The sequence below is a fragment of the Acetobacter sp. KSO5 genome, from assembly GCF_044094635.1.
Classification (GTDB): Bacteria; Pseudomonadota; Alphaproteobacteria; order Acetobacterales; family Acetobacteraceae; genus Acetobacter; species Acetobacter cerevisiae.
Genome location: NZ_CP172014.1, coordinates 1777603 through 1801367, shown reverse-complemented (window position 1 = coordinate 1801367; position 23765 = coordinate 1777603). Strand labels below are relative to the sequence as shown.

Below are 23765 nucleotides of genomic sequence, written 5' to 3'. Positions count from 1 at the left end.
GGAGAGCATGCTTGTTCGGGTATAGCCTTCAGAGTCAGAGGGCTGCGCGGATTTTCGTGACGGGTTGAGAGGGTGGGAGAGAGTCTCCTGTCCGCCCGTCATGGAGTTTTTCGCCATGGCGACCACTATTCCCAAAATCAGCCTCAGTTCGTCCCGTGACATCCCCTTCAACCGGCTGGTGCTGTCCCAGTCCAATGTGCGGCGTGTGAAGTCCGGCCTGTCGATTGAGGAACTGGCCCGCGATATCGAGCGCCGCGGACTGCTGCAGAGCCTGAATGTCCGGCCAGTCGTTGATGATGCCGGGGTTGAGACCGGTACCTACGAAGTGCCGGCCGGTGGGCGTCGTTTTCGCGCGCTCGAACTGCTGGTGAAGCAGAAGAAACTGGCAAAGACGGCACCCGTACCGTGCGTCGTGCGCGAGGCCGGGTCGGCCATTCTCGCCGAGGATGATTCCCTGGCCGAGAATGTGCAGCGTGTGGCCCTGCATCCGCTGGACCAGTTCCGTGCCTTTCGTGACATGCTGGAAAAGGGCATGTCCGAGGAGGAAATCGCCGCAGCGTTCTTCGTCGCACCGGCCGTGGTCAAACAGCGCTTGCGGCTGATGACGGTGTCCGACAAACTGCTTGATATCTACGAGCAGGATGGCATGAAGCTGGAACAGTTGATGGCCTTTTCCATCAGCGATGACCATGCCCGTCAGGAACAGGTCTGGGAGATCGTCAGCCAGAGCCATAACCGCGAACCCTATGTCATCCGCCGCATGCTGACAGAAAAGACCGTGCGGGCTTCGGATCGTCGCGTGCGTTTCGTTGGGCTGGACACCTATCTCGCGGCCGGTGGTCTTATCATGCGCGACCTGTTCGAGGCGGATGATGGTGGCTGGCTGCAGGATCCGGCCGCCAGCCGGTAATGTCGCACATTGGTGCCGAAGATCCTGCGAATGTCCATCTGCAGGATAGGAACGATTTGTGTATTATCGTGCTACGTATTATAATACACGTCCTTATCGTATCGTTTTCTGAACGTGTGATGCTGCCAGAAGATCAGGTGATGCTTTGAAAGCATCGGGCGAGTCTGTCCAGACCAGTGTATCTTACCTGACAGACCGTGGACCGAACGGAGTTTCTGCTTGTATTCGTCGGTTGGATCTATGTGAATATCTTATAGCAGCGTGTCTTATCAGGTATCACGTGCTCGATTCTTTGGGACTACCCGACCTTTTCCTCCCTGCGGATAGTGGATTGACTCCCGAAAATCCGCCTGGAGGCCCGCGTGCCGGCCATCTATACCTGGGATGCGACGTCGCTCAGACGTACCTTGGAACCCCTCGATCCCGCCGGGTTCGCCCAGGAATGGCTGCGGCGTAATCCTCGCTATCATGACGATTATGACCGGACGGTTCCCCAGGCGCGGGGTGATCCGGACCTTCTGATCGCCATGGCGCGACGATGGGGGCTGGATTTTCCTTGTTGACCCGGAGCAGCCTGCATCCACGTCACCTGCTTTCTGGCGGCCTGAAATCGCCCCGGAGATTGTTCTTCTGCGGGCCGACGCACGGACGCATGCCCTGATGGCGCCCCATATCGTGGTAACGTACGACGCATCGGACGGGCGTCATGCTGTGCTGGATGTGCAGGGACAACGGCTCCGTTGCCTGCTGGTTGCGGAGCACTTGGGAGAGGCGCGATCCTTCATCCTGACTGACGATGCGTTCTTCGACATCCGGATGGAGAGCGTGGTCCGTATGCGCCGCTTTCTGGCTCGTGAACCCCTGGGCTCCCCGTCGAACCATCTCCGGCTGAGCGCCCAGCAGCGCCAGCGGCAGGTGCGTATGCTCTGTGCCCATGATGGCAGGCAGGCGGGGATTCCCTATCGGCGTATTGCCAGCGCGCTTTTCCGTGTCGATCTGAACCGAATGTCGGCCGACGAATGGCGGGCAACGGCTTATTACAAAGCGCTTTATCGTCTTCTGCGCGACGGAGAGATCTGGCTGAATGGCGGGTATCTTTCCCTGCTGCAGGGTCGCACGCGAGGTGGTGACAGTTTCTCCCCCTGAACTTTGTCATCCCCCCCAGTCGGGCCTCTTCCTGCACCGTGTCGTCAGAAACCGCCGGGTCTGCGCGGCGGTCCTTTGAGGCGACATGGAGGCCGATATGCGTGTCCTGCCGACACTGCCACCCCACTATCTCCGCACGCCGGATGCCGCGAATTTCCTCGGGCTGTCCGGACGAACTCTTGAAAAGCACCGCACCTTTGGAACCGGCCCGCTCTATCGCAAGATTGGTGGTCGCATTGTTTACGCCGTGGAAGACCTCTGCGCCTGGGCCGATCTCAATGTGCGTCTGTCGACCGCCGAAGATGGTGCAGTGGATCTGCCGCATAACCGGCGTACCGCCATGGCTCGTGTCCAGGCCCGTTACGTTTCAGCCACGAGAGGACAGCGCGCATGACCGCCCTGTTTTCAATCTCCCGTCGGGCAACAGGGGTGTTCCAGGCATTGCCCGGAGACTTTCCGCCGCGTGATGTTCAGGATCTCATGGCATGGCCGTTTTTCAGCCTCGCCAAATCGCCACGTTTCGTGCCGATTGACCTTACCATGGGTGAAGTCTCGATCCGGGTGGAAGCGTCCCATGAGCGGGGTATGGCAACCATATGGGACGCTGATATCCTGATCTGGGCCGCGAGCCAGATCATTGAGGCCCGTGATACGGGGTTGCGGACCTCGCCCTTCATGACCGCCACCCCGCGCGAAATCCTGACATTCATCGGACGTGGGACGGGCGCACGCGACTATGACCGGCTGCGGGCAGGGCTGGCACGGCTGCAGGCAACGACCGTGCGCACAACGCTGCGGCGACAGGGTGGATACCTGCAGGCCTTTTCCTGGCTGAACCAGTGGAAGGAACGGCATGCCGCAGCCAACGGCCACGCCGGCCGGGTCGAGATCACGCTTCCGGAATGGTTTTACGCTGGATTGCTGGAGGACAGCCTCGTTCTGCGGATTGATCCGGCCTATTTCCGTCTTACCGGTGGCGTGGAACGCTGGCTTTACCGGCTGGTGCGCAAGCACGCCGGTCAGCAGCGCCGGGGCTGGCGTTTCGCCTTTACCCACCTGCATGCCAAATCCGCCACGTTGTCCGGGTTTTCCCGCTTCACCGCTGAGTTGCATGATCTGGTCATGCGGCAGAGCCTGCCAGGCTATCAGCTTGCCATCGAAACGGGTGCAAAAAACGGCGATCTGCTGGTTTTCCGGCCCCGTGGATTATCCACAGGGAGCGGTGGGCGATGTGTGAAACACCACGTGCCATTGGATGTGAGTCACCACATGCCATCGATCGGAATGACCGCGTGCCATCAGTCCCAAAAAGGACCGATTAAGATCGCCGGATCAACAGGTTATGGTAACCTTAACTTAGAATCTAACTATAAAGAATCTAACGGTACTGATGTAGAGGTGCCCAGAAACGGTGGAAAAACCGTCGGGAGGACGTCATGAGCGCCGCCCGCAGTGCCGTCACGACCACTGTTGAACTGACATGGATCGAGAAGCGGATCGAGCACTGGATCCGCTTTGGGCATCCGGTCGAGGACCGCATCCTTGATCGCCGGCGGCGGCTGCTGAGCTTTGCGCCGGGCAATGTCTTCGCATTCATCCGCTGGACCGCCAATGATTTTGGCACCGTCATGTCATGTATCGATATCGTGCGTGCTGTTGAGGCTCATGAAGCACGCCAGACCGTGCCGTTTGTGCGTCCCGGGGCGGAAAGCCTGTTGCGACAAAATGGCTGGCCGAAGGTCCGGCAGGTGCTGGAAGCCATTGACGGCGTCGAAGCACAGAAGATCGATCCATGCATGGTCTGTCCCGATCACTGGCGACATCTGCACCAGCGGATGATAGCAGGGCAGGTGCACAGACCGTATACGCGCGAACGACATGAAGCATGGCTGCGGCGGAGGGCACTGTCATGACCCGTCGTGCATGGTTTTTCACAACCTATTTCGCGACGGTGGCCATCGGTATTTCCGCTGCGATTCATGTATCACCCCGTCTGATCTGGAACGAAACGGCGAGTGTGCCGACCGGGTTGTATCGCCTGCGTCCTGGGAGTGCCCTGCATGTTGGCGATATTGTCGCCATCCGCCTGCCGGAGCAGCAGGCGCTATTGCTGTCCGAGCGCGGCTATCTGCCGTTCGGCGTGCCGCTGCTCAAGCCCGTGGCAGCCCTGCCGGGACAGACGGTCTGTCGTTCGGGCAACAGCGTGACGGTTGACGGGCATCTGGTCGGCGAGGCCAGAGCCGCTGATCATCGGGGACGGGTTCTACCGGTTTGGCAGGGCTGTCAGCATCTTGTGGCGGGACAGGTTTTCGTCATGAACCCGGCAGTCCCGGCCAGTCTCGACGGGCGATATTTCGGTCCACTTCCTGCCGACAGTGTGCTTGGGCGCGCCATCCCTTTGTGGATTACGACGGGCGATCCTGAGCCTCCGCCGCCCGAACCATTGTTCATGCCATCGCGCAGTTTTGCGCCCCGCCATGAATCGCCAATCGAATGACGGCCCATTTTTCAATTGACTTCGAAACAGGGGAATCTTTGTCATGACCCAGATCGGATCTTTCATACGCACGCCTGACGGATTTGCAGGCAGGCTGCGGACACTGGCACTGGATGCAGAACTCACCTTCCTGTCGGTTGGGGCAGGAACGGCAGAAAACGCGCCGGATTATCGTATTCATCTCGGCGACGGGGATGCCGGTCCTGAGGTCGGCGCAGGATGGACACGTACCGGCGAACGAGCGGGCGAATATGTCTCCGTGCTGCTGGATGATCCAATTTTCACGCAACCCATTCGTGCCAGCCTGTTTCAGGTCGGTCGTGGAGGGCGTGACTGGCAACTGGTCTGGAACCGTCAGGTGAAACGCGATGACCGGCGCTGATCGTGTTCACGGAACAGTGCCACACGGCTGGATGTCTTTTCTCTTTCCGGTCTGTCTTCGTGGTGCCGTAAGCAGATGCCGGAGAGTGACAGCGAAGACGGCCGGCATGCTGTTCGCCTTGGGATGGATGGTATGTGTACCCATGTCAGCGCAGGCTAAAACGTATGATTTGCTGATCACGGAGGCAGCCGCGCGGATGCAGGTTCCACCAGAATGGATTGCTGCTGTCCTGCAATCCGAAAGCGCTGGTGACATGAAGGCCGTATCCGCGAAAGGTGCCATGGGGCTCATGCAACTGATGCCTGCGACCTGGACGGATTTACGCAGGATGCTCGCTCTTGGTGCCGATCCGTTTGATGCGCATGACAACATTCTTGCTGGTGCTGCCTATCTCCGCATACTGCATGAGCGTTACGGCGATGGTGGTTTTCTGGCAGCTTACAATGCGGGACCGGGCCGCTACGACGAACATCTGGCGACGGGCCGACCGCTACCGCAGGAAACACTGGCTTACGTGGAAGCGGTCAGGGCACGGTTGCGTGGCGATAGTCCGCTCGCAGGGCAGGGGACATCGCGGACGGTATGGCCCAGGCGTGAATGGCAGGCTGCCTGGCTCTTTATCGCGCCATCCGATCATCCAGACATCATCATGCCGCGCGCTGAAATCATGCAGCGGAATGGCAGTGGGAATGCAGTACGGACGCTGTTCGTTGGACATTTCAGCGGCCTTCCCAATGTCTCACCTTTGTCGGTTCAAGAGGGACGGAAATCGTGAGTGAGGACCGCGAAAGATCGGAAAAAAGCGAGGGCGAGGGCGAGGGCTGGATAAAAGGCCGCACATCGCGGCTCGGTTGGGGTGGCGGTTTTCCGGGGTTTTTGAAGTCCTGTCGCGAGGTGCGTGGATTTCCCGCACCTCGCGTCGAGGTATCATCTCTTTGATCCGACGCGATATTTCGCGCGGTGTAGGGCTTTCTCCATGAGCAGGGACGAGGAATTCCGGGTCCGGCCAGGCCGTATCCGCTCCACCCGCGGCCGTCAGGCGCGCCCCTTCGTGACGCAGGTGCTGGCATCCGTGCAGCGGGCTGGTGGTCGGGTCTCCCGCGCTGGGAAAATCAGTGCCGGGCGTCGCTCCAGTTTCGGGCGCGGCAGAGCCGCCGCCCATGCCGCCAATCGCCTGCTGACCAGCCGTTCACGGGGCGTCGTGATCAAGGCCCGTGTCGTGCGCCATGCCCCGCGCGCCACACCATTGGCAGCACACCTGCGGTATCTCCGTCGGGAGGGCGTGACGCGAGACGGGGAGGACGCGCGCCTGTTCGGCAAGGACAGCGACGACATCCGCGCGTCAGACTTCGCGGAACGATGCGATGGCGACCGCCACCATTTCCGCTTTATTGTCTCTCCGGAGGACGCACCGGAGATGTCGGATCTGCGGGCTTTCGCGCGGGATCTGATGGGGCAGATGGAGGCCGATCTCGGCACGAAACTCGACTGGGTCGCCGTCGATCACTGGAACACCGCACACCCGCATCTGCACGTTATCGTCCGGGGCGTTGCGGAGGACGGTTCCGACCTGGTGATCGCCCGTGATTATATCCGCGAAGGAATGCGTGCTCGTGCCCAGGATCTGGTGACGCTGGAACTCGGGCCACGCACTGATCACGACATCCACCAGGCGGTCGAGCGGCAGGTGAATGCCGATCGCTGGACCCAGCTTGACCGTCAGCTTCAGAGGGACGCCGGGGAAGATGGTGTCATCGCTCTGGGGCGCGCGCCGGGCGAAACACCGGACGCTTTTGCCACCGTGAAGCTGGGTCGCTTGCGCCGTCTGGAAACCATGGGGCTGGCGCACCAAGTCAGGCCGGATCGCTGGCGGATGGACGAGAGTGCGGAAGCCACGCTGCGGGAGATCAGCGAGCGCAACGATATCATCAAACGGATCCACCGGGGGCTGACGGAGCAGAAGATCGACCGTGCCGCATCATCATGGGTAATCGCCGCCGAGGATACCACCGATCCCGTCATCGGCCGGCTGGTTGATCGTGGTCTCGACGATGAGCTGCGTGGCACGGCCTATGCCGTCATCGATGGAATTGATGGGCGAACGCATCATGTCCGTCTGCCGGACCTTGAAGCCGCTGGTGACGGAGCGGTCGGTTCGATCGTGGAATTGCGGCGTTTCAGCGATAAACAGGGACGTGATCGTGTCGCGCTGGCTGTGCGTTCCGACGTCACGCTGGAGCGGCAGGTGACGGCGGAGGGCGCTAGCTGGCTCGACCGGCAGGCGATCACGCGGGAGCCTCTTGCCCTGGCGTCCACCGGGTTCGGCGCCGAGGTCAAAGAGGCGATGAAAAAGCGGACGGATCATCTGGTGGAGCAGGGGCTGGCCAGCCGCGACGGCGGAAGCATCCGTTATGCCCGGAACCTGATCGCCACGCTGCGTCAGCGGGAGTTGGAGACGCTGGGCCGGAGCCTCGCCGGGAAATCGGGGATGCCGTTCCGGCGGAGCGGGGAGGGTGACCCCGTTGCCGGCACCTACCGCCAGCGTTTCAATCTGGCGTCGGGCCGGTTCGCCATGATCGACGACGGGCTGGGCTTCGAGTTGGTGCCATGGTCGCCGTCGCTGGAAAAGCAGCGAGGGCGGGAGGTGTCAGGCATCATGCGCGGGGATGGGGGGATCGACTGGTCGTTCGCGCGGAAACGCGGGCTTGGGCTGTAAAGTCTGATGCTCTGATTTTTCTTCGCATGTACTTCCTGTTCTTCATGATACCGTTGACGCAGCGCAATACAGAGCACGCAGGTGCCCTGCTACCAGTTTAGGATCGGCGACAACCTGATGGAGACTGCCATGCAGCCGTTTCCCCTTGATCGAGCTTTTACCTTTCTGGAATCCGGGCCGGTAACGCTCGTGACCACGCATGACACTGGGCGCGACAATGTCATGACGATCACCTGGACCATGGTGCTGGATTTCGACGCGCGTTTCGCGATTACCACCGGTCCCTGGAATTACTCATGGAAGGCGATCGAGAAGACGCGCGAATGTGTGATCGCCATTCCGTCCGCAGACATGCTCGACACTGTCGTGGGGATCGGTCTCTGCTCCGGGAAGGATACGGACAAGTTCGAGAAATTCGGTCTTGCGCGTCGGAAGGCTGACAAGGTGAAAGCCCCGCTTCTCGATAAGTGTCTCGCGAATATCGAATGCCGTGTCGTCGACATCATCGAGCCGTATGGCATCGTCATTCTTGAAGGGGTCGCTGCGCATGCCGACCCGCATAGCAAGGGGAGGTCACCCCTGCATGGCATTGGCGATGGCACCTTTGTGACCGACGGGCCTGTGCTGGACCGGCGCACGATGATGCGCCCGAAACTGCCACCGAGTGTCCTGACACGTAAATCGTAATCCCCAGATGATTATTCCCGTGGGGTCTGCCGCAGGCTTCGATCCTTCTGGTGAGCGACGATCCCTCGCTTGACCGCCGCGAATATGTCCACCGGCAGGAAGCCCCAGGCAAAACAGTCGGGTTGGTTGCGCGAAACGGGCCGCAGATCATAGCCCGGCCACACGAACCGGTTGAGTTCTGCGGTTATGATCCAGGATGGCTCGTCATCCAGCCCAAGGCGTCGTTTGACGTTTGCCGGGAGTGCCACCGCATGTGGGTCGTCCGGTTGGGAATGGGTGATCGGCACCACATAAACCTGGCAGTCGCCGTCAGCATCGGCGGCAGCAACCACAATGGCACAGGGCCGGGCTTTCCGGCCCTCCTCGGCTCCGGCGCGATGCTGGTTATGCCAGAGATAGGAATACGAGATGACCAGGCCTGGCGTCGGTTCGGGAATGGGCACGATGCGCGCTTACTGACCGACAGTGTAGCGGTGTTCCTCGGGGATCTCCGCAGCTTCGATCAGCGCAATCTCATGATCGTTGAGATCGGTCGCGGCGATGGCTTCGCGCTGGGCCTGTTTCAATGCGTGAAAGGTCTGGGCGGAGACGATATAAACCGTCTCCCGACCATACTTCGTGACCTTCACCGGTTCGGTGAGCGCACGGTCATGATAGGCGCCGAAATTTTTCTGCACGTCGGATGAGGTCACGGTCGTAGACATGGAACCACCCTTCCTTTTTATCTATCTTCCGTAAGATAGGGATTCCTGGTCGGGCGTGCAAGACCGGATTCCGCAACGCGCAAGTATTTCTTCGCTCCAGCCCGCTCTGGTACGATGGGTGCCGGATCATGCTTGCACGCGGGAAAATCCCGGTTCTTCGCTGTCTCCCATAACGAGGGGAGGACTCGATGGACCAGCCGGGAGCACGTATCCAGTGGGGACAGGCTCTGCTGGTCCTGTCCATGATCGTGCTGTCCTGGTGGATGGCGACACAATGGACGGCCTGGGCGCTGGCGTTCCAGCCAGAACTCGGCCGACCGTGGTTCACGATCCTGCATCGCTGGCCGGTCTATGCCCCGCCGCTGTTCTTCTTGTGGTGGTACGAGTTCGACGCCTACGCCCCGGCGGTCTTCGCGCGCGGTGTCTGGATCGCGGGCTCCGGCGGGGTGCTGGCCTTCGCAGCCGCCGTGGCGCTGTCCGTCCATCGCGCCCGCGAGGCGAAGCGGGCCGCGACCTATGGCTCCGCCCGCTGGGCCGAGGATGCGGAAATCCGCGCGGCCGGGCTACTGGGTGAGGACGGCGTGGTGCTGGGGAAATACCGCCGGGCCTATCTCCGGCATGATGGCCCTGAGCACGTCCTGACCTTCGCGCCCACCCGCACCGGCAAGGGGGTAGGCATGGTGATCCCTACTCTCCTGAGCTGGCCGGGTTCGGCCATCATTCATGACATCAAGGGTGAGAACTGGCAGATCACCGCTGGTTTCCGGAATCGCTTCGGGCGGGTGCTGCTGTTCGACCCCACCAATCCGGCGTCCTCGGCCTACAACCCGCTGCTGGAGGTGCGACGTGGGGCGTCGGAAGTTCGTGACGTGCAGAACATCGCCGATATCCTGGTCGATCCCGAGGGTTCGCTGGAGCGCCGCAACCATTGGGAAAAGACCTCCCACGCCCTGCTGGTCGGCGCGATCCTGCATGTGCTCTACGCCGAGGATGACAAGACCCTCGCCGGGGTGGCGAAATTCCTCTCCGACCCCAAGCGGTCGATCGAGGCGACCCTGTCCGCCATGATGCGGACATCGCATCTCGGGAAGGCCGGGCCTCACCCCGTCGTGGCCTCGGCCGCGCGGGAACTGCTCAACAAATCGGACAACGAGCGCTCCGGCGTGCTATCCACCGCCATGTCGTTTCTCGGCCTCTACCGCGATCCGGTGGTGGCCACCGTGACCAGTCGCTGCGAATGGCGGATCGGCGATCTGCTGGACGGCGAACGGCCTGTTTCCCTGTATTTCGTCATCCCGCCCTCGGATATCAGCCGCACCAAGCCGCTGATCCGCCTGATTCTCAACCAGATCGGGCGGCGGCTGACGGAGGATCTGTCCGGTCGGGCGGGGCGCCGTCGCCTGCTGCTGATGCTTGACGAGTTTCCCGCCCTCGGCCGTCTGGACTTCTTCGAGAGCGCTCTGGCCTTTATGGCAGGCTATGGGATCAAGGCGTTCCTGATCGCCCAGAGCCTGAACCAGATCGACAAGGCTTACGGCCAGAACAACAGTATTCTCGACAATTGCCATGTGCGGGTCAGTTTCGCCACCAACGATGAACGTACAGCAAAACGCGTGTCCGACGGTCTGGGTGTGGCCACCGAGATCCGGTCGCAGAAGAACTATGCCGGGCACCGGCTGTCGCCCTGGCTCGGGCATCTCATGGTCTCGCGTCAGGAGAGCGCGCGGCCCCTGATGACGGTGGGGGAGGTCATGCAGATCCCGGCACGGGAGGAAGTGGTCATGGTGGCGGGGTGTCCACCGATCCGGGCACGGAAGGCGCGGTATTTCCGGGACCGCCGCTTCGTCGAGCGCATCCTGCCGCCGCCTGATCCGGCGCAACTGCCACGGCCTATCCGGCCCGATGACTGGAGTGGTCGTCTGTCTCCTGTCACCCCGCCACCGGAGCAGGCGGGGGTGTCGGCAGCACCCGACAAATCCGACGATGCCGATAGCGATGAATCCCTCGGCACGGGACGGAAATGGTCGCGCGAGCATGACCCGGCGGATGCCGGCAAGCACAGGGCGCGCACCGCACCGGACCTGTTTGGCGAGGAACTGCCACCGGATCCGGAAGCACGGGATCGTGCCGACCTGACGCGGATTGCCCGGCAGGCCGGCCTCGACCGTGGCAATGACCTTGGGCTGTGAGGGCGTGATGAGAACATCCCCCAAGAAGGCGCGGCTGTCGGTCTATCTGGAACCGAAGCTGCTGGACGCCCTGACCGCCCATGCGGCGCGGCGCGATCTGTCCCTGTCCCTGGTGGCGGAGGCCGCCATCGCATCCTTCCTGTCGCCCGATGCCGATGAGCGGCGGGAGGCGGCGATGAGCCGCAGGCTGGACCGCCTTGACCGGCAGGTCGCCCGCATGGAGCGCGATCTCGGGATCAGCCTTGAGACGCTGGCCCTGTTCATCCGCTACTGGATGACGGTCAGCCCGTCCTTGCCGGAACCGGCCGCAGCGGCGGCGCGGGCGCAGGGGGCGGAACGTTACGAGGCGTTCGTGGCCGCCCTTGGGCGGCGACTCAGCCGGGGGCCACTCTTCCGGCAAGAGATCCCGGAGGATGTGCCTCCTACATCGGAAACCTGATCCCGCGATCTGCAAGTAAAAACCGCATTCACTACGATCCTGTACGATCGCAGGAAAATGCTGTTGAAAACGGGAGAAAACAGCACTCTCTAATGATCCCCGTCGTCGTCCGGAGAGGCCGGATGATCCGAAAAAGCGGGGATTCCCATGGCGGTTACACCGATTGAAAGTGGTGCCCGACAGCGCGGCATGTCCATGCTGCGTACGGCTATGGGGCCGGCGATTGCCCGGCATCTCGCTGATCCCGCGATCGTCGAAGTGATGCTCAATCCCGATGGGCGGCTGTGGATCGATCGTCTGGCTGACGGCATGGCGGACACGGGCGAGACGATCGCGCCTGCCGATGCCGAGCGCATCGTGCGTCTGGTCGCACACCATGTCGGGGCGGAGGTGCATGAAGCAGCACCGCGCGTATCGGCGGAATTGCCGACCGGCGAACGGTTCGAAGGGCTGTTGCCGCCAGTAGTGACGGCCCCGAGTTTCGCCATCCGCAAGCCCGCCGTCGCCGTGTTCACCCTCGATGACTATGTCGCCGCCGGGATCATGACGGAGGGGCAGGCGGTGTTTCTGCGTCGCGCTGTCGCAGAACGGAAGAACATCCTGGTCGCGGGCGGCACGTCGACGGGCAAGACCACGCTGGTCAACGCCCTCCTGGCCGAGGTGGCGAAAACCGGTGATCGTGTCGTGCTGATCGAGGATACGCGCGAACTGCAATGCACCGCGCCCAACCTCATCGCCCTGCGGACCCGCGAAGGTGTGATCACCCTTTCTGACCTAGTCCGCTCCAGTCTCCGTCTGCGTCCCGACCGTATTCCGATCGGTGAGGTGCGTGGGGCCGAGGCGCTGGATCTGGTCAAGGCGTGGGGCACCGGCCATCCGGGTGGTATCGGTACGCTACATGCCGGATCGGTGCTCGCTGCCCTGTATCGCCTGGAGCAGCTGATCCAGGAGGCGGTGGTCACGGTCCCGCGTGCCATGATCGCCGAAACCATCGACGTGATCGCAGTCCTGTCCGGACGCGGCACGGCACGCCGCCTGTCTGAACTGGCGGAAATCGACGGTCTCGATCCCACGACCGGAGCCTATCGCCTCCGCCCGGTCAGCCTCTCTTCTTCCGAAACATCATTCTCTGCCAATGGAGAATCATCATGATGCCGCCGTCATGCAAGCGCGCCGTGGTATGCGCTGGAGCACGTCCTGACCGTCGTATGCCGGATTTTCGTGTGTTCGGAACATCGATGCTGCTGTCGCTAGTTTTTGCGTCATCGGCATGGGCGTCCGGCACGGGGATGCCGTGGGAGACACCGCTTAACGAGATCCTGGAATCCGTGCAGGGGCCGGTCGCCAAGATCATTTCGGTGATTATCATCACCATTACCGGTCTGACTCTGGCCTTTGGCGAAACCTCGGGCGGGTTCCGCCGCCTGATCCAGATCGTCTTTGGACTCAGCATCGCTTTTGCGGCGTCCAGCTTCTTCCTGTCCTTCTTTTCCTTCTCGGGCGGAGCGCTGATCTGATGGCGGTTCTCTTCGATCCTGAAGCCGGGGCCGTGCCCGGCTATTTCGTGCCCGTGCATCGCTCCCTGACGGAACCGATTTTGTTGGGTGGTGCGCCACGGGCCGTGGCCATTGCCAATGGTACGCTGGCCTCCGCCATAGCCCTCGGCCTGCGGCTCTGGCTGGTGGGGGCAGTGTTCTGGATCGTGGGGCATACCCTCGCAGTCTGGGGGGCGAAGCGCGATCCGCTGTTCATCGAGGTGGGGCGGCGGCATCTTCGCTACCCCGCCTGGCTTCGCGCATAGGGGAGGGCTGGGCCATGATGTCTCTTGGTGAATATCGCAGCCGTGCCGCTGTCCTGTCCGACTTCCTGCCCTGGGCCGCGCTGGTTGGGGAAGGTGTGGTCCTGAACAAGGATGGTTCTTTCCAGCGCACGGCGCGCATCCGTGGTCCCGATCTGGACAGCGCCACTCCGGCTGAACTGGTGGGCGTGACGGGGCGACTGAACAGCGCCCTGCGGCGTCTGGGTTCGGGCTGGGCCGTGTTTGTGGAAGCGCAGCGTACCCCGGCGACCCTCTATCCCGAGAGTGATTTCCCCGACGCTGCCAGCCAGATGGTCGATCTGGAACGCCGGGAGGCCTTCGAGGATGAAGGCGTGCATTTCGAGAGCCGGTATTTTCTTACCCTGGTCTGGCTGCCACCCGCGGAAACCTCGGGCCGTGCCGAGCGCCTGCTCTATGAAGGCATGGAGCGCGACGGGCATGATCCGCAGGGTCTGGTCAGGGGCTTTATCGACCGGACTGACCGTCTGCTGGCCCTGCTGGACGGTTTCATGCCCGAAGCCGCCTGGCTGAAGGACGGCGAGACGCTCACCTACCTGCATTCCACCATCTCGACCCGCAGCCAGAGGGTACGCGTGCCGGAAATCCCGATGCACCTCGACGCCCTGCTGGTGGATCAGCCCCTGGCAGGCGGTCTGGAGCCTAAACTGGGGAGTGCCTTCCTCAAAACCCTGACGATCACGGGTTTTCCCAGCCGGACCTTTCCCGGCATTCTGGATGACCTGAACCGTCTGGCCATTCCCTATCGCTGGTCCACGCGGGCGATCCTGCTCGACAAGACCGATGCGACGAAGGTGCTGACGAAGATCCGTCGCCAGTGGTTTGCCAAGCGGAAATCCATCGTCGCCATCATCCGCGAGGTCATGACCAACGAGGCCTCGGTATTGGTGGACAATGACGCTGCCAACAAGGCGGCCGACGCTGATCTGGCTTTGCAGTCGCTGGGCGCCGACGATGTCGGGCAGGCCTATATCACTGCGACCGTCACGGTGTGGGATGGCTCTGCCTCGATCGCGGCCGAGAAGCTGCGTCTGGTCGAAAAGATCATTCAGGGGCGTGACTTCACCTGCATGGCGGAAAGCCTGAACGCAGTGGAGGCGTGGCTGGGATCATTACCCGGTCATGTCTACGCCAATGTGCGCCAGCCGCCGGTTTCGACTTTGAACCTCGCGCATATGATTCCGCTCTCCGCTGTCTGGGCGGGGCCTGAACAGGACGGGCATTTCAACGCACCCCCATTGTTCTACGGCAAGACAGCCGGGGCCACGCCCTTCCGGTTTTCCCTGCATGTTGGCGATGTCGGCCACACCTTGATCGCCGGACCGACAGGGGCGGGGAAATCCGTAATGCTGGCGCTCATGGTCCTGCAGTTCCGGCGCTATGCGGGCGCGCAGGTCTTCGCCTTCGATTTTGGCGGCTCGCTGCGGGCCGCGACACTGGCTATGGCCGGGGACTGGCATGATCTTGGTGGAGGCCTGACGGAACAGGAGGGCGCAGATCATGGGGCAGGCGAACAGGGTAGCGGCGTCTTGCTTCAGTCGCTGGCCCGTATCGACGATCCGACCGAGCGCGCCTGGGCAGCGGAATGGCTGGGGCAGATCCTCGTCCGGGAAAGCGTCAGCCTGACACCGGAGGTAAAATCTTATCTCTGGTCGGCCCTCAATTCCCTAGCGTCGTCGCCCGCTCATGAACGGACCCTGTCAGGCGTGGTGGCGTTGCTTCAGTCCAACGCCCTGAAACAGGCGCTGGCTCCCTATTGCCTTGGTGGTCCTTATGGTCGCCTGCTCGACGCGGACGCTGAGCGGCTGGGTAAGGCCGACGTCGTGGTGTTTGAGACCGAAGGTCTGATCGGCTCCGGCGCTGCTTCTCCCGTTCTGTCCTATCTCTTCCATCGCATCGAAGGCCGTCTGGACGGGCGTCCGACGCTGCTGGTTATCGATGAGGGCTGGCTGGTGCTGGATGACGGCGATTTCGCAGGGCAACTCCGGGAGTGGCTGAAAACTCTGCGTAAGAAGAACGCCTCGGTGGTGTTTGCCACTCAGAGCCTGTCCGATATCGCGAATTCCCCGATTGCGCCAGCGGTGGTGGAAAGCTGCCCCACGCGGATCTTCCTGCCCAACGAGCGGGCCATCGAGCCGCAGATCGCAGCCATCTACCGTGATTTTGGGCTGAACGAACGGCAGATCATCATCATCGCTCGTGCCGCGTCAAAGCGGGAATACTACTGCCAGACCCGGCGGGGAAACCGCCTGTTCGAACTGGGGCTCGGGCCTGTCGCACTCGCCCTGTGCGCGGCGTCCGGGAAGGACGACCATCGCCAAATCGACGCGGTGTTGGCGGAACATGGGCGAGACGGTTTTCTTCAAGCCTGGTTCGAGGCGCGGGGTGTCATATGGGCGGCGGACCTCCTGCGGGAAGGAGCCGTGCCATGACGGAAAAATCTTTCCGTATCCGGGCAAGACATTTCCGTCCCGGGTATGCCGCGGCTATGGGCGCCGCTCTGTTTTTTCTCATGCCGGTTGTGCCCGTCCATGCGCAGTGGGCGGTCTATGACGGAGCCAACCATGTCCAGAATGTTCTCATCGCGGCACGGACCCTCCAGCAGATCGACAACCAGATTACGTCACTGGCCAATCAGGCTCAGATGCTGGTCAACCAGGGGCGCAATCTGGCAAGCCTGCCGCTATCGACATTGTCATCGCTGCAATCGACGATTTCCCAGACCACGGCACTGCTCGCGCAGGCGCAGAACATCGCTTACAGCGTCCAGTCCGTCGAGCAGCAATACCAGCAGGCCTACACATCCGTCTCGTCGGGCATGTCCGACAGCGCCCTGTTCAGCCAGGCGCAGACAAGGTGGCAGAATTCCGTGGGCGGGTTTGAGGACGCGCTGAAACTGCAGGCGCGGGTGGTGGGGAATATTCCTTCCGACAGCAGTGCCATGACCCAGCTTGTTTCGGCCAGCCAGAGTTCCACAGGCGCCCTGCAGGCGGCGCAGGCTGGCAACCAGCTTATGGCCCTGCAATCCCGGCAGCTTTCGGACATTCAGGCCGAGCTTGCCGCCAACGGCAGGGCTACAGCGCTGGAGCGGGCGCGGAATGCGGCCACGGAAGCGGAGAGCGAGGCGCAGTACCAGCATTTCGCGCAGCATGACGCCTACACTCCCGGCACGGTGTCCATGTTCGGCAGCAGCGGGAACTGACCGCCATGGCCATGAACGATGTCGGCGTCATCGACACCTTTCTGAACACCTTCACCACCACTATCGATACCGGCTTCGGTCTGGTGAAGGGGAGTATGATCTCGCTCGCGGGATCGCTGTCCGTGCTCGACATGGCGCTGGCGGGTCTGTTCTGGGCCTGGGCGGCGGACGAGGATGTCATCCAGCGTCTGGTGAAAAAGACCCTCTATATCGGGTTCTTTTCCTTCCTGATCAGCAATTTTTCCAGCCTGTCGAAGACCGTCTTTGACAGTTTCGCTGCCCTTGGCCTGAAAGCTGGTGGGGGCACGCTGTCGCTGGACCAGTTCCTGCGGCCCGGTCGGCTGGCCCAGACCGGGTTCGATGCGGCACAGCCGCTGCTGGACTCAGTCCATAAACTGCTTGGCCCCGTCGCTTTCTTTACCAATTTTGCGCAGATCTTCGTGCTCTGCCTGTCCTGGCTGATCGTGCTCGCCGCCTTCTTCATTCTGGCCGTGCAGCTCTTTGTCGCCCTGATCGAATTCAAGCTGACCACGTTGGCTGGGTTCGTGCTGATCCCGTTTGCCCTGTTCAACCGCACGGCTTTTCTTGCCGAAAAGGTCATGGGCAATGTCGTCTCCTCGGGCGTAAAGATCATGGTGCTGGCCGTGATCAGCGGCATTGCCGCGACGTTGTTCGGCCAGTTCACCACCTCCTATGGCGATGTGCAGCCCACGGTCGGGCAGGCCCTGTCTGTGGTCATAGCCTCACTGGCCATTGTGGGCCTTGCGATTTTCGGGGGCAGTCTGGCCAACGGGCTGATCGCTGGTGCGCCCCAACTTGGCGCGGGCGCTGCTGTCGGCACGGGTATGGCCGTCGCCGGCATGGGAGCCGCTGCCGTGGCTGGCGTCGGTGCGGCTGTTTCTGGTGGTGGGGCAGCCCTGGCCGCCACGGCAGCAGCCGCGCGGGGTGGGGCCGCCGTCGCAGGCGCTGCATCCACGGCTTACACGCTTGGGTCCGCGACAGCGGTTGGCGGGAGTGCCGGTGCCCGGATGGCTGCGGGTGTGAGCGGGATTGGCCGGGCGGCCGGGTCTGCGGCTGCAGGTGCCGTGAAGAACAAGGCCGCCAGTGCCGCCAGTGCCATGAAGGACAGCTTCTCAACGGGCGGCAAGGCAGCCTTTACCGCGACCGGTGGCCGGACAACCGGTTCGGGTGGTGGCGCTGCTGAGACGGGGGCATCGGCAGGCGGAACGGGGTCATCCTCGTCGGCATCATCCGCCAGTGAGCCCCCGCGCTGGGCGTGCGGGATGAAGCGCCGGCAGGCCGCGACCCATGCCGCCGAGGCGGCGCATGTCATCCGCTCCGCCGATGGCGGGGGCGGATCTTCCTCCATTGATCTGTCGGAAAAGGAATGAGGACGATGTTCCGTCGCTCCACGGTGCGCTACGGCACGACGCCGGAGCCGGTTACTCCCTATCAGAAAGCCGCCCAGATCTGGGATGAGCGCATCGGTTCCGCCCGCGTGCAGGCCCGCAACTGGCGGCTGATGGCGTTTGGCAGCCTGTTCCTGTCAGCAGGCCTCGGGGCCGGGCTGGTCTGGCAATCCGCACGCGGCACCATCACGCCGTGGGTGGTGCAGGTGGACCGTCTGGGCGAGGCGCAGGTCGTGGCGCCCGCAACAGCCGCCTATGTGCCCACTGACCCGCAGATCGCCTGGTATCTGGCCCGGTTCATCGAGGATGTCCGCAGCCTGTCCTCCGATCCCGTGGTGGTGCGGCAGGACTGGCTGCGCGCCTACGCTTTCACCACCACGTCCGGTGCTCAGGCGCTCAACGATTATGCCCGTCAGAACGATCCCTTTGCCCGCATCGGGCATGAGCAGGTCGAACTGGACGTGTCGTCCGTCATCCGGGCGTCGCCCGCGAGTTTCCGGATCGCCTGGGTCGAGCGGCATTACCGCGACGGGGCTTTTGTCGGCACCGAGCGCTGGACCGCCATTGTCTCGGTCAGGCTCAGCCCGCCACGTGATGCCGATCATCTGCGCAGAAATCCCTTGGGTGTTTTTGTATCCGCCATCAACTGGTCGAAGGAGCTTGGCCAATGATCCGTCGCGCTCTTCGTGTCCTGCCGCTGCTGATCCTGCCTCTGGCCGGATGTGCGCAGCATTACCATCCGCCGGTCATCCGCTACGATGACGCTGTTCAGGCCACGCGCCTGCCGGACCCACTGAAACCGGTGCGGGTGGTGGAAGTCCCGAAACCGCTTCCCCTGCCGGGACAGCTCAAGCCGTTGCCCTCACTGCGCGCGGCGCGTCCGGCCCCCGAAGTTGCCGACCCCACAGCGCGTGTGACCCAGGCCAATCTGGCGGCGCGCATCCAGCCCACGCGGGCCGGGTTCATCAATGCGGTGCAGGTCTATCCCTATTCTCCGGGCGCCCTCTATCAGGTTTATACCTCGCCCGGCGAAATCACCGACATCATGCTCCAGCAGGGTGAAAAGCTGGTGGGCACCGGGCCGGTCGCCGCCGGTGACACGGTGCGCTGGATCATCGGCGATACCGAGAGCGGGGCAGGGGCGACAAAACGCATCCATATCCTGGTCAAGCCGACCCGGCCGGACCTCACCACCAACCTGATCGTTAACACCGATCGGCGGACCTATCTCGCCGAACTGCGTTCCACCCCGGCGACGTATATGGCGTCGGTCTCGTGGGATTACCCCGAGGACGACCTCATTGCCCTGCACCGACAGGACAGTGCGGCCGATGACGCCACTCCCATTGAAACGGGCCTCAATCTCGATGCTCTGAATTTCCGCTATGCCATCCAGCCGGTGAAAGGGGGCACGCCGCCCTGGCTGCCCGGCCGGGCCTTCGATGACGGCCACAAGGTCTACATCGCCTTTCCAGCCGGGATCGGGCAGGGGGAACTGCCGCCGCTGTTCGTGCTGGGGGCGGATGGCGGGCCTGAACTGGTCAACTACCGGGTGCGACAGAACTGGATGATCGTGGACCGGCTGTTTGCGGCCGCCGAACTGCGGCTGGGCGACAAGCATTCCGAGCAGCGGGTGCGTATCGTACGCACCGATGGACGGCGGACATGACGGACGGGCAGGAAGAACACCGGGACGAAAGAGGGGAAGGCGGCACAGAAAACGCATCCCCTGCGGTCCCGCCATCGCCGCCCGATCTGCGTCTGCGGGCGGAACGACCGCGTGTCGTGCGGCTGTCGCGCTATGTTGTCTGGGGGCTGGCGGGCACGGGTATGATCGGGATCGGTTTGGCGCTGGGCTATGCGCTGCAGAATTCCGCCCGGCAGAGACCAGCGTCTGCCGTGCAGGATTCCGATGCGCGCCCCTCGGCCGATGGGCTGGATGCCCTGCCGAAGGATTATACCGGTGTGCCGAAACTGGGACTGCCTTTGCCTGGTGATCTGGGCAAACCAATCCTGAAAGCGCAGCAGGAAGGCAGGGCCGGACCGGTTTCCGGCATGGGCGACCGGCGCGCCGAACAGGAAGTCGAGGCGGCCATTGCCAGCAAGCTGTTCGTGCAGACGCATAATGCCGGGCGGCAGGACAGCGCGTCCGCCCCTGCGTTGCCCTCTGCAGGGGGTACCACTCCGGTTGCCCCTGCGGGCACAAACGACCGGCAGGCCGCCAACCGTGCCTTTCTGGCGGGACAACCTGATCGCGTCACGGTCAGCCCGGATCGCCTGACGCCGCCTGTTTCCCCATACGTCATTCAGGCGGGAACGGTCATCGCGGGCGCGCTTAACTCGAAAGTCAGTTCTGACCTGCCGGGGCAGCTGATCGGGCATGTGACACAGAACGTCTATGACAGTCCGACCGGACGCTATCTGCTTGTGCCCCAGGGCAGCACCCTGTTCGGCACCTATAACAGCAGCGTCTCTTTCGGGCAGCAGCGCACGCAGGTGATCTGGACCCGTCTCATCCGTCCCGATGGCGAGAGCATTGTGCTCGACAGGATCCCGGGTGCCGATGCGATCGGCCAGACCGGGCTCAAGGATCTGGTGGATCAGCACTGGGGCCAGCTTTTCAGGGCAGCACTGGTGACAACCATGCTGAGCGTCGGGTCCGAAGCCGGGACATCATGGGGTGAGAACAACCTGCTTCAGGCGATCCGCAGCGGCGCTAGCAACGGGCTTTCCATGGTGGGAAACCGCCTGATCGACCGCAGCATGGATGTGCAGCCCACGCTGACCGACCGGCCCGGCCTGCCATTCACGCTGATCGTCAATCGTGATCTGGTTTTGAAACCCTGGCATCTGCATGAAGGAGAATGAACATGGAGTTGAAAATCAGGAATATTCCCGACGAAAAACCCGTGAAACTTACCGTAGAAGTCCCGGCTTCGGTGTTTCGCGATCTTGAGGCCTATGCACAGGCCATCGCCAGAGCGAATTCGGAGGATGGTCCCGTAGATCCGGCAAAGCTGATCGTACCGATGATCCGTAGGTTCATGGCGTCGGATCGTGGGTTTGCGAAGAACCGGCGTCAGAAAACCAGTTAAACGCGTGCGTGTTCCGCATGAAAATGATCGATAAGTTTCTTTAGCACGGGACTAGCGTTGTCGATTCGCCAGACAGCCATGTAATCGAGATGCGATGGACTGTTGCCATCCGAAATATCCATGAACCTGATATTTTTCAGTGCAAGGCCTGATCGGATCCGTATCCAGGCGTCAGTCAGGAGACCAATTCCCATACCTTCGGCGACGAGCGCCAGAATTCGTACGCTGCCAATATCGTGGTACTGTAGGTTTGGTGCAGAACCCTGACGTCGCAGCTTACGCAGCAGGAGGTTCTTGAATTCCTCACCAGCATTATCACGTCCGATTAGAAAGATATCATTTCGGAGATCATGCCAGCAGAGTTTCGCCTCATGGGCTAATGGATGTGAGACTGGGAGCGCTGCGATGACCTGTTCGCTCCAGAGTGTAAATCCAGACGCACTGTTGACCGGGGAGGCATCGGTTACGATCGCCAGATCAGTCACGCATAGATCTAGATCATTTAGAAGGGAAGCTCTGGATCCTTCGGAAAAAAGCAATTCTATGTCAGGGTAATCGCTTCGAAAGGAACGCAGTAGTTCGAGCACGCGACCCGGTGCGATGCAATTTTGTAAGCCGATAGTAAGTGTACCGTGTTCACCACGCCCGGCCCGCTGGGCAATGTCACGCATATGCGCGACCCGGTTCAGGATATCGTGGGCCGCTTTGATGAATTCTACACCTGCGGGTGTCGGTGTAGTTCCGGATGGAGAGCGAAGAAATAGTTCCACTCCGATCCTCTGCTCTAACTTCTGGAGGAAGCGACTGATCGAGGATTGTTTGACTGCGAGATTACGGGCTGCAGCTTGAATACTACCATATTCTGCGACTGCGTGGACGCAAAGCAGATGCCAAATATCGAATGGTGGACGACGCGTGGTATCAGTGGCCATAATAAGAGATCCAACAATAATTTAAAGAGTTTTCGACAAGTGGATCTGACTCTGACATTGGGTTCTCTCCTGATTTCTAGGATAGTAGACGTCGTCCATTACCTGCATTGTTTTAGAACGGTAAATTAGGACATTTTACGTGAAGATAAGACACAGGAAAGATTTGCGTCTGATCGCCGCATAGAAGTGCCTATTAGCCATATAATGGAATTTTTCAGAAAATTAATATGAACACGTAATTCAATGCCGTATCACATGAACGAAATGAAATTTTTACCATATTGTACAAAATACTTTTGAATTACGACATGAGGAATGCAAATGCGACGTAAAATATGATTGCAACTTTTCATTATTTATAATTCTGTGAAAACGAATTATATTCTAATGGTTTATGGATTCTGGTGAAATATTTGTCGTACTGGGATATAAAATTACCTTTCGTTTTAGTTAAGTTATATCCGCTATTTCGGCATATCGTTCACACATAATGCAGCGGATTTGGCTCTTTTCCCGGAGGATGACACTGATCTATGCTTCTGTTCCGAATAATCATTTGCCATTTTTATGTCTCTGTTTGTTCATCCATTCCTCCAAATCGTCGTCGGTAAACTGCGGGCGTGACACCCGTTTGCCGCTGAAAAGCACGACGGAATGTGTCGATGTCCCTGAAGCCAAAAGCGACAGCGACCTGCTTGGGATAATCCCCGGCCTCCAGTCTGGCACGCGCAAGATCAATGCGGATCTGCTCGACCCATTGAGCCGGAGTTATGCCTAATTCCTGATTGAAAATCCGTGTGAAATGACGGGCGCTGAGCCCCGCTCGGTTCGCCAGAGCCGCCGTACTGGCGTCTTCGTCGGGATGAGCAATGAGCCATCTTTGGATATCCTGGATGATTGAGCGTCCGGCAGGTCTGACTTCACCCCGTCTGCTGAATTGCAACTGGCCTCCCGGCCGTCGGAAAAACATGACCAACTGGGATGCGACATCTTTTGCGAGCGCAAGACCGCAGTCTTCCTCGACCAGAGAGAGTGCGAGATCGAGGCCAGCGGTCACGCCGGCGGCTGTGCGGAGCGGTCCATCTCGCACGTGTAGTGCATCGGCCTCGATTTCTGCGGCGGGACATGCCCGAGCAAGTTGATCGACTACGGCCCAATGGGTCGTCACGCGCCGACCATCAAGAAGACCTGAGGCCCCTAAGAGCAACGCGCCCGTGCAGATGGAGCCATAGCGACGGCAATCTGGTGCGACACGGCGAATCCAGTCGACAATTTTCGGCTCATAATGCGTGTTTTTCAGGCCCGGCGCACCGGCAATCAGGAGGGTATCGAACCGCCCGAGAGCGTCATCTACGGTACAGTCCGGTAGAAACCGCATTCCAGATGACGATTCAATCGGCCGGTCAGAGATACCCACGACAAAAAGAGCATACGCTTTATAGCCGATCTGGCTATTAGCCTCTGCGAACACATCCAACGGGCCTGAAATATCCAGCATCTGTGCACCGGGGAGCGCCAGAATGCCAATTTTGCGCATATTCTTTCCGTGTCCTGCCATGATGTAAAATGTCCTGTTTCGTCGTCAAACGACAATATGAGACATTGTATCTAAAAGATATG

Annotated in this window: 26 protein-coding genes and 1 pseudogene; 23 read left to right on the top strand and 4 right to left on the bottom strand. The window is 61.2% G+C overall.

The features are described 5' to 3' along the window. Positions 1–115: 115 nt before the first annotated feature. The 11 genes and pseudogenes from ACHQGU_RS08255 to ACHQGU_RS08205 all read left to right on the top strand — a co-directional run. Positions 116–898, top strand: a pseudogene (locus ACHQGU_RS08255) (ParB/RepB/Spo0J family partition protein); the annotation flags it as partial. Between the two features lie 374 nt (positions 899–1272). Next, positions 1273–1473, top strand: a complete 201-nt coding sequence (locus ACHQGU_RS08250) for a transcriptional regulator domain-containing protein (RefSeq protein WP_010516021.1) — start codon at positions 1273–1275, stop codon at positions 1471–1473. Positions 1474–1585: 112 nt separating this feature from the next. Further along, complete coding sequence (locus tag ACHQGU_RS08245) at positions 1586–2056, top strand: DNA -binding domain-containing protein (protein WP_395494624.1); 471 nt, start codon at positions 1586–1588, stop codon at positions 2054–2056. A gap of 97 nt (positions 2057–2153) precedes the next feature. Further along, positions 2154–2450, top strand: a complete 297-nt coding sequence (locus ACHQGU_RS08240; RefSeq protein ID WP_026018701.1) for an AlpA family transcriptional regulator — start codon at positions 2154–2156, stop codon at positions 2448–2450. Beyond that, positions 2447–3496, top strand: coding sequence for a replication initiator protein A (locus tag ACHQGU_RS08235; protein ID WP_395494623.1), 1050 nt, complete (start codon positions 2447–2449; stop codon positions 3494–3496). The genes ACHQGU_RS08240 and ACHQGU_RS08235 overlap by 4 nt, the downstream gene beginning before the upstream one ends. Continuing rightward, a complete protein-coding gene (locus ACHQGU_RS08230; RefSeq protein WP_176643553.1) occupies positions 3493–3969 on the top strand; it encodes a DUF2840 domain-containing protein in 477 nt (158 codons plus the stop codon). Before ACHQGU_RS08235 ends, ACHQGU_RS08230 begins: the two co-directional genes overlap by 4 nt. After that, on the top strand, positions 3966–4553 hold the full coding sequence (locus ACHQGU_RS08225; protein WP_010516013.1) for a S26 family signal peptidase: 588 nt from the start codon (positions 3966–3968) through the stop codon (positions 4551–4553). Before ACHQGU_RS08230 ends, ACHQGU_RS08225 begins: the two co-directional genes overlap by 4 nt. 43 nt (positions 4554–4596) lie before the next feature. Further along, complete coding sequence (locus ACHQGU_RS08220) at positions 4597–4935, top strand: DUF736 domain-containing protein (protein WP_010516012.1); 339 nt, start codon at positions 4597–4599, stop codon at positions 4933–4935. A gap of 106 nt (positions 4936–5041) precedes the next feature. Continuing rightward, on the top strand, positions 5042–5710 hold the full coding sequence (locus tag ACHQGU_RS08215) for a lytic transglycosylase domain-containing protein (RefSeq protein WP_176643574.1): 669 nt from the start codon (positions 5042–5044) through the stop codon (positions 5708–5710). 201 nt (positions 5711–5911) lie between these two features. Then, complete coding sequence (locus tag ACHQGU_RS08210; RefSeq protein WP_217412160.1) at positions 5912–7651, top strand: VirD2 family relaxase/mobilization nuclease; 1740 nt, start codon at positions 5912–5914, stop codon at positions 7649–7651. A 129-nt stretch (positions 7652–7780) separates the two neighbouring features. Next, a complete protein-coding gene (locus ACHQGU_RS08205; RefSeq protein WP_026018703.1) occupies positions 7781–8338 on the top strand; it encodes a flavin reductase family protein in 558 nt (185 codons plus the stop codon). A gap of 11 nt (positions 8339–8349) precedes the next feature. Here ACHQGU_RS08205 and ACHQGU_RS08200 read toward each other — a convergent pair whose 3' ends face one another. Further along, positions 8350–8781, bottom strand: coding sequence for a hypothetical protein (locus tag ACHQGU_RS08200; RefSeq protein ID WP_019086293.1), 432 nt, complete (start codon positions 8779–8781; stop codon positions 8350–8352). 9 nt (positions 8782–8790) lie between these two features. Then, the gene (locus ACHQGU_RS08195) at positions 8791–9042 is read right to left on the bottom strand and encodes a type II toxin-antitoxin system Phd/YefM family antitoxin (RefSeq protein ID WP_012222748.1); all 252 of its coding nucleotides are present in this window, start codon (positions 9040–9042) and stop codon (positions 8791–8793) included. 188 nt (positions 9043–9230) lie between these two features. Here ACHQGU_RS08195 and ACHQGU_RS08190 point away from each other — a divergent pair, with 188 nt between their 5' ends. From ACHQGU_RS08190 to ACHQGU_RS08135, 12 genes are all read left to right on the top strand, one after another. After that, the gene (locus ACHQGU_RS08190) at positions 9231–11231 is read left to right on the top strand and encodes a conjugal transfer protein TraG (RefSeq protein WP_395494622.1); all 2001 of its coding nucleotides are present in this window, start codon (positions 9231–9233) and stop codon (positions 11229–11231) included. A 7-nt stretch (positions 11232–11238) separates the two neighbouring features. After that, positions 11239–11670 (top strand): CopG family transcriptional regulator, encoded by a 432-nt coding sequence (locus ACHQGU_RS08185; RefSeq protein WP_395496403.1) that lies wholly within the window; start codon positions 11239–11241, stop codon positions 11668–11670. A gap of 147 nt (positions 11671–11817) precedes the next feature. Beyond that, positions 11818–12822, top strand: a complete 1005-nt coding sequence (gene trbB / locus ACHQGU_RS08180) for a P-type conjugative transfer ATPase TrbB (protein WP_395494621.1) — start codon at positions 11818–11820, stop codon at positions 12820–12822. Beyond that, the gene (locus tag ACHQGU_RS08175; RefSeq protein ID WP_395494620.1) at positions 12819–13187 is read left to right on the top strand and encodes a TrbC/VirB2 family protein; all 369 of its coding nucleotides are present in this window, start codon (positions 12819–12821) and stop codon (positions 13185–13187) included. The genes trbB and ACHQGU_RS08175 overlap by 4 nt, the downstream gene beginning before the upstream one ends. Beyond that, positions 13187–13471, top strand: a complete 285-nt coding sequence (locus tag ACHQGU_RS08170) for a VirB3 family type IV secretion system protein (protein ID WP_395494619.1) — start codon at positions 13187–13189, stop codon at positions 13469–13471. Before ACHQGU_RS08175 ends, ACHQGU_RS08170 begins: the two co-directional genes overlap by 1 nt. Positions 13472–13485: 14 nt before the next feature. Beyond that, positions 13486–15939, top strand: a complete 2454-nt coding sequence (gene trbE / locus ACHQGU_RS08165; protein WP_395494618.1) for a conjugal transfer protein TrbE — start codon at positions 13486–13488, stop codon at positions 15937–15939. Next, positions 15936–16709, top strand: a complete 774-nt coding sequence (gene trbJ, locus ACHQGU_RS08160) for a P-type conjugative transfer protein TrbJ (protein WP_395494617.1) — start codon at positions 15936–15938, stop codon at positions 16707–16709. The genes trbE and trbJ overlap by 4 nt, the downstream gene beginning before the upstream one ends. Before the next feature lie 5 nt (positions 16710–16714). Beyond that, positions 16715–18100, top strand: a complete 1386-nt coding sequence (gene trbL / locus ACHQGU_RS08155; RefSeq protein ID WP_395494616.1) for a P-type conjugative transfer protein TrbL — start codon at positions 16715–16717, stop codon at positions 18098–18100. A gap of 5 nt (positions 18101–18105) precedes the next feature. Then, the gene (gene trbF, locus ACHQGU_RS08150) at positions 18106–18789 is read left to right on the top strand and encodes a conjugal transfer protein TrbF (protein ID WP_039733100.1); all 684 of its coding nucleotides are present in this window, start codon (positions 18106–18108) and stop codon (positions 18787–18789) included. Next, positions 18786–19787, top strand: a complete 1002-nt coding sequence (gene trbG, locus ACHQGU_RS08145) for a P-type conjugative transfer protein TrbG (RefSeq protein ID WP_395494615.1) — start codon at positions 18786–18788, stop codon at positions 19785–19787. The genes trbF and trbG overlap by 4 nt, the downstream gene beginning before the upstream one ends. Then, on the top strand, positions 19784–20986 hold the full coding sequence (locus tag ACHQGU_RS08140; protein ID WP_395494614.1) for a TrbI/VirB10 family protein: 1203 nt from the start codon (positions 19784–19786) through the stop codon (positions 20984–20986). Before trbG ends, ACHQGU_RS08140 begins: the two co-directional genes overlap by 4 nt. A gap of 2 nt (positions 20987–20988) precedes the next feature. After that, positions 20989–21213 carry a DUF2274 domain-containing protein gene (locus tag ACHQGU_RS08135; RefSeq protein WP_395494613.1) on the top strand — a complete coding sequence of 75 codons (225 nt, stop codon included), beginning with the start codon at positions 20989–20991 and terminating at the stop codon, positions 21211–21213. Here the strand turns inward: ACHQGU_RS08135 and ACHQGU_RS08130 are convergent. Next, positions 21210–22145: a LysR family transcriptional regulator gene (locus tag ACHQGU_RS08130; RefSeq protein WP_395494612.1), complete on the bottom strand. Its 936-nt coding sequence runs from the start codon at positions 22143–22145 to the stop codon at positions 21210–21212. The genes ACHQGU_RS08135 and ACHQGU_RS08130 overlap by 4 nt on opposite strands. Before the next feature lie 565 nt (positions 22146–22710). Continuing rightward, entirely contained in the window at positions 22711–23703 is a 993-nt protein-coding gene (locus ACHQGU_RS08125; protein ID WP_395494611.1) for a GlxA family transcriptional regulator, read from the bottom strand. Between the last annotated feature and the right edge of the window lie 62 nt (positions 23704–23765).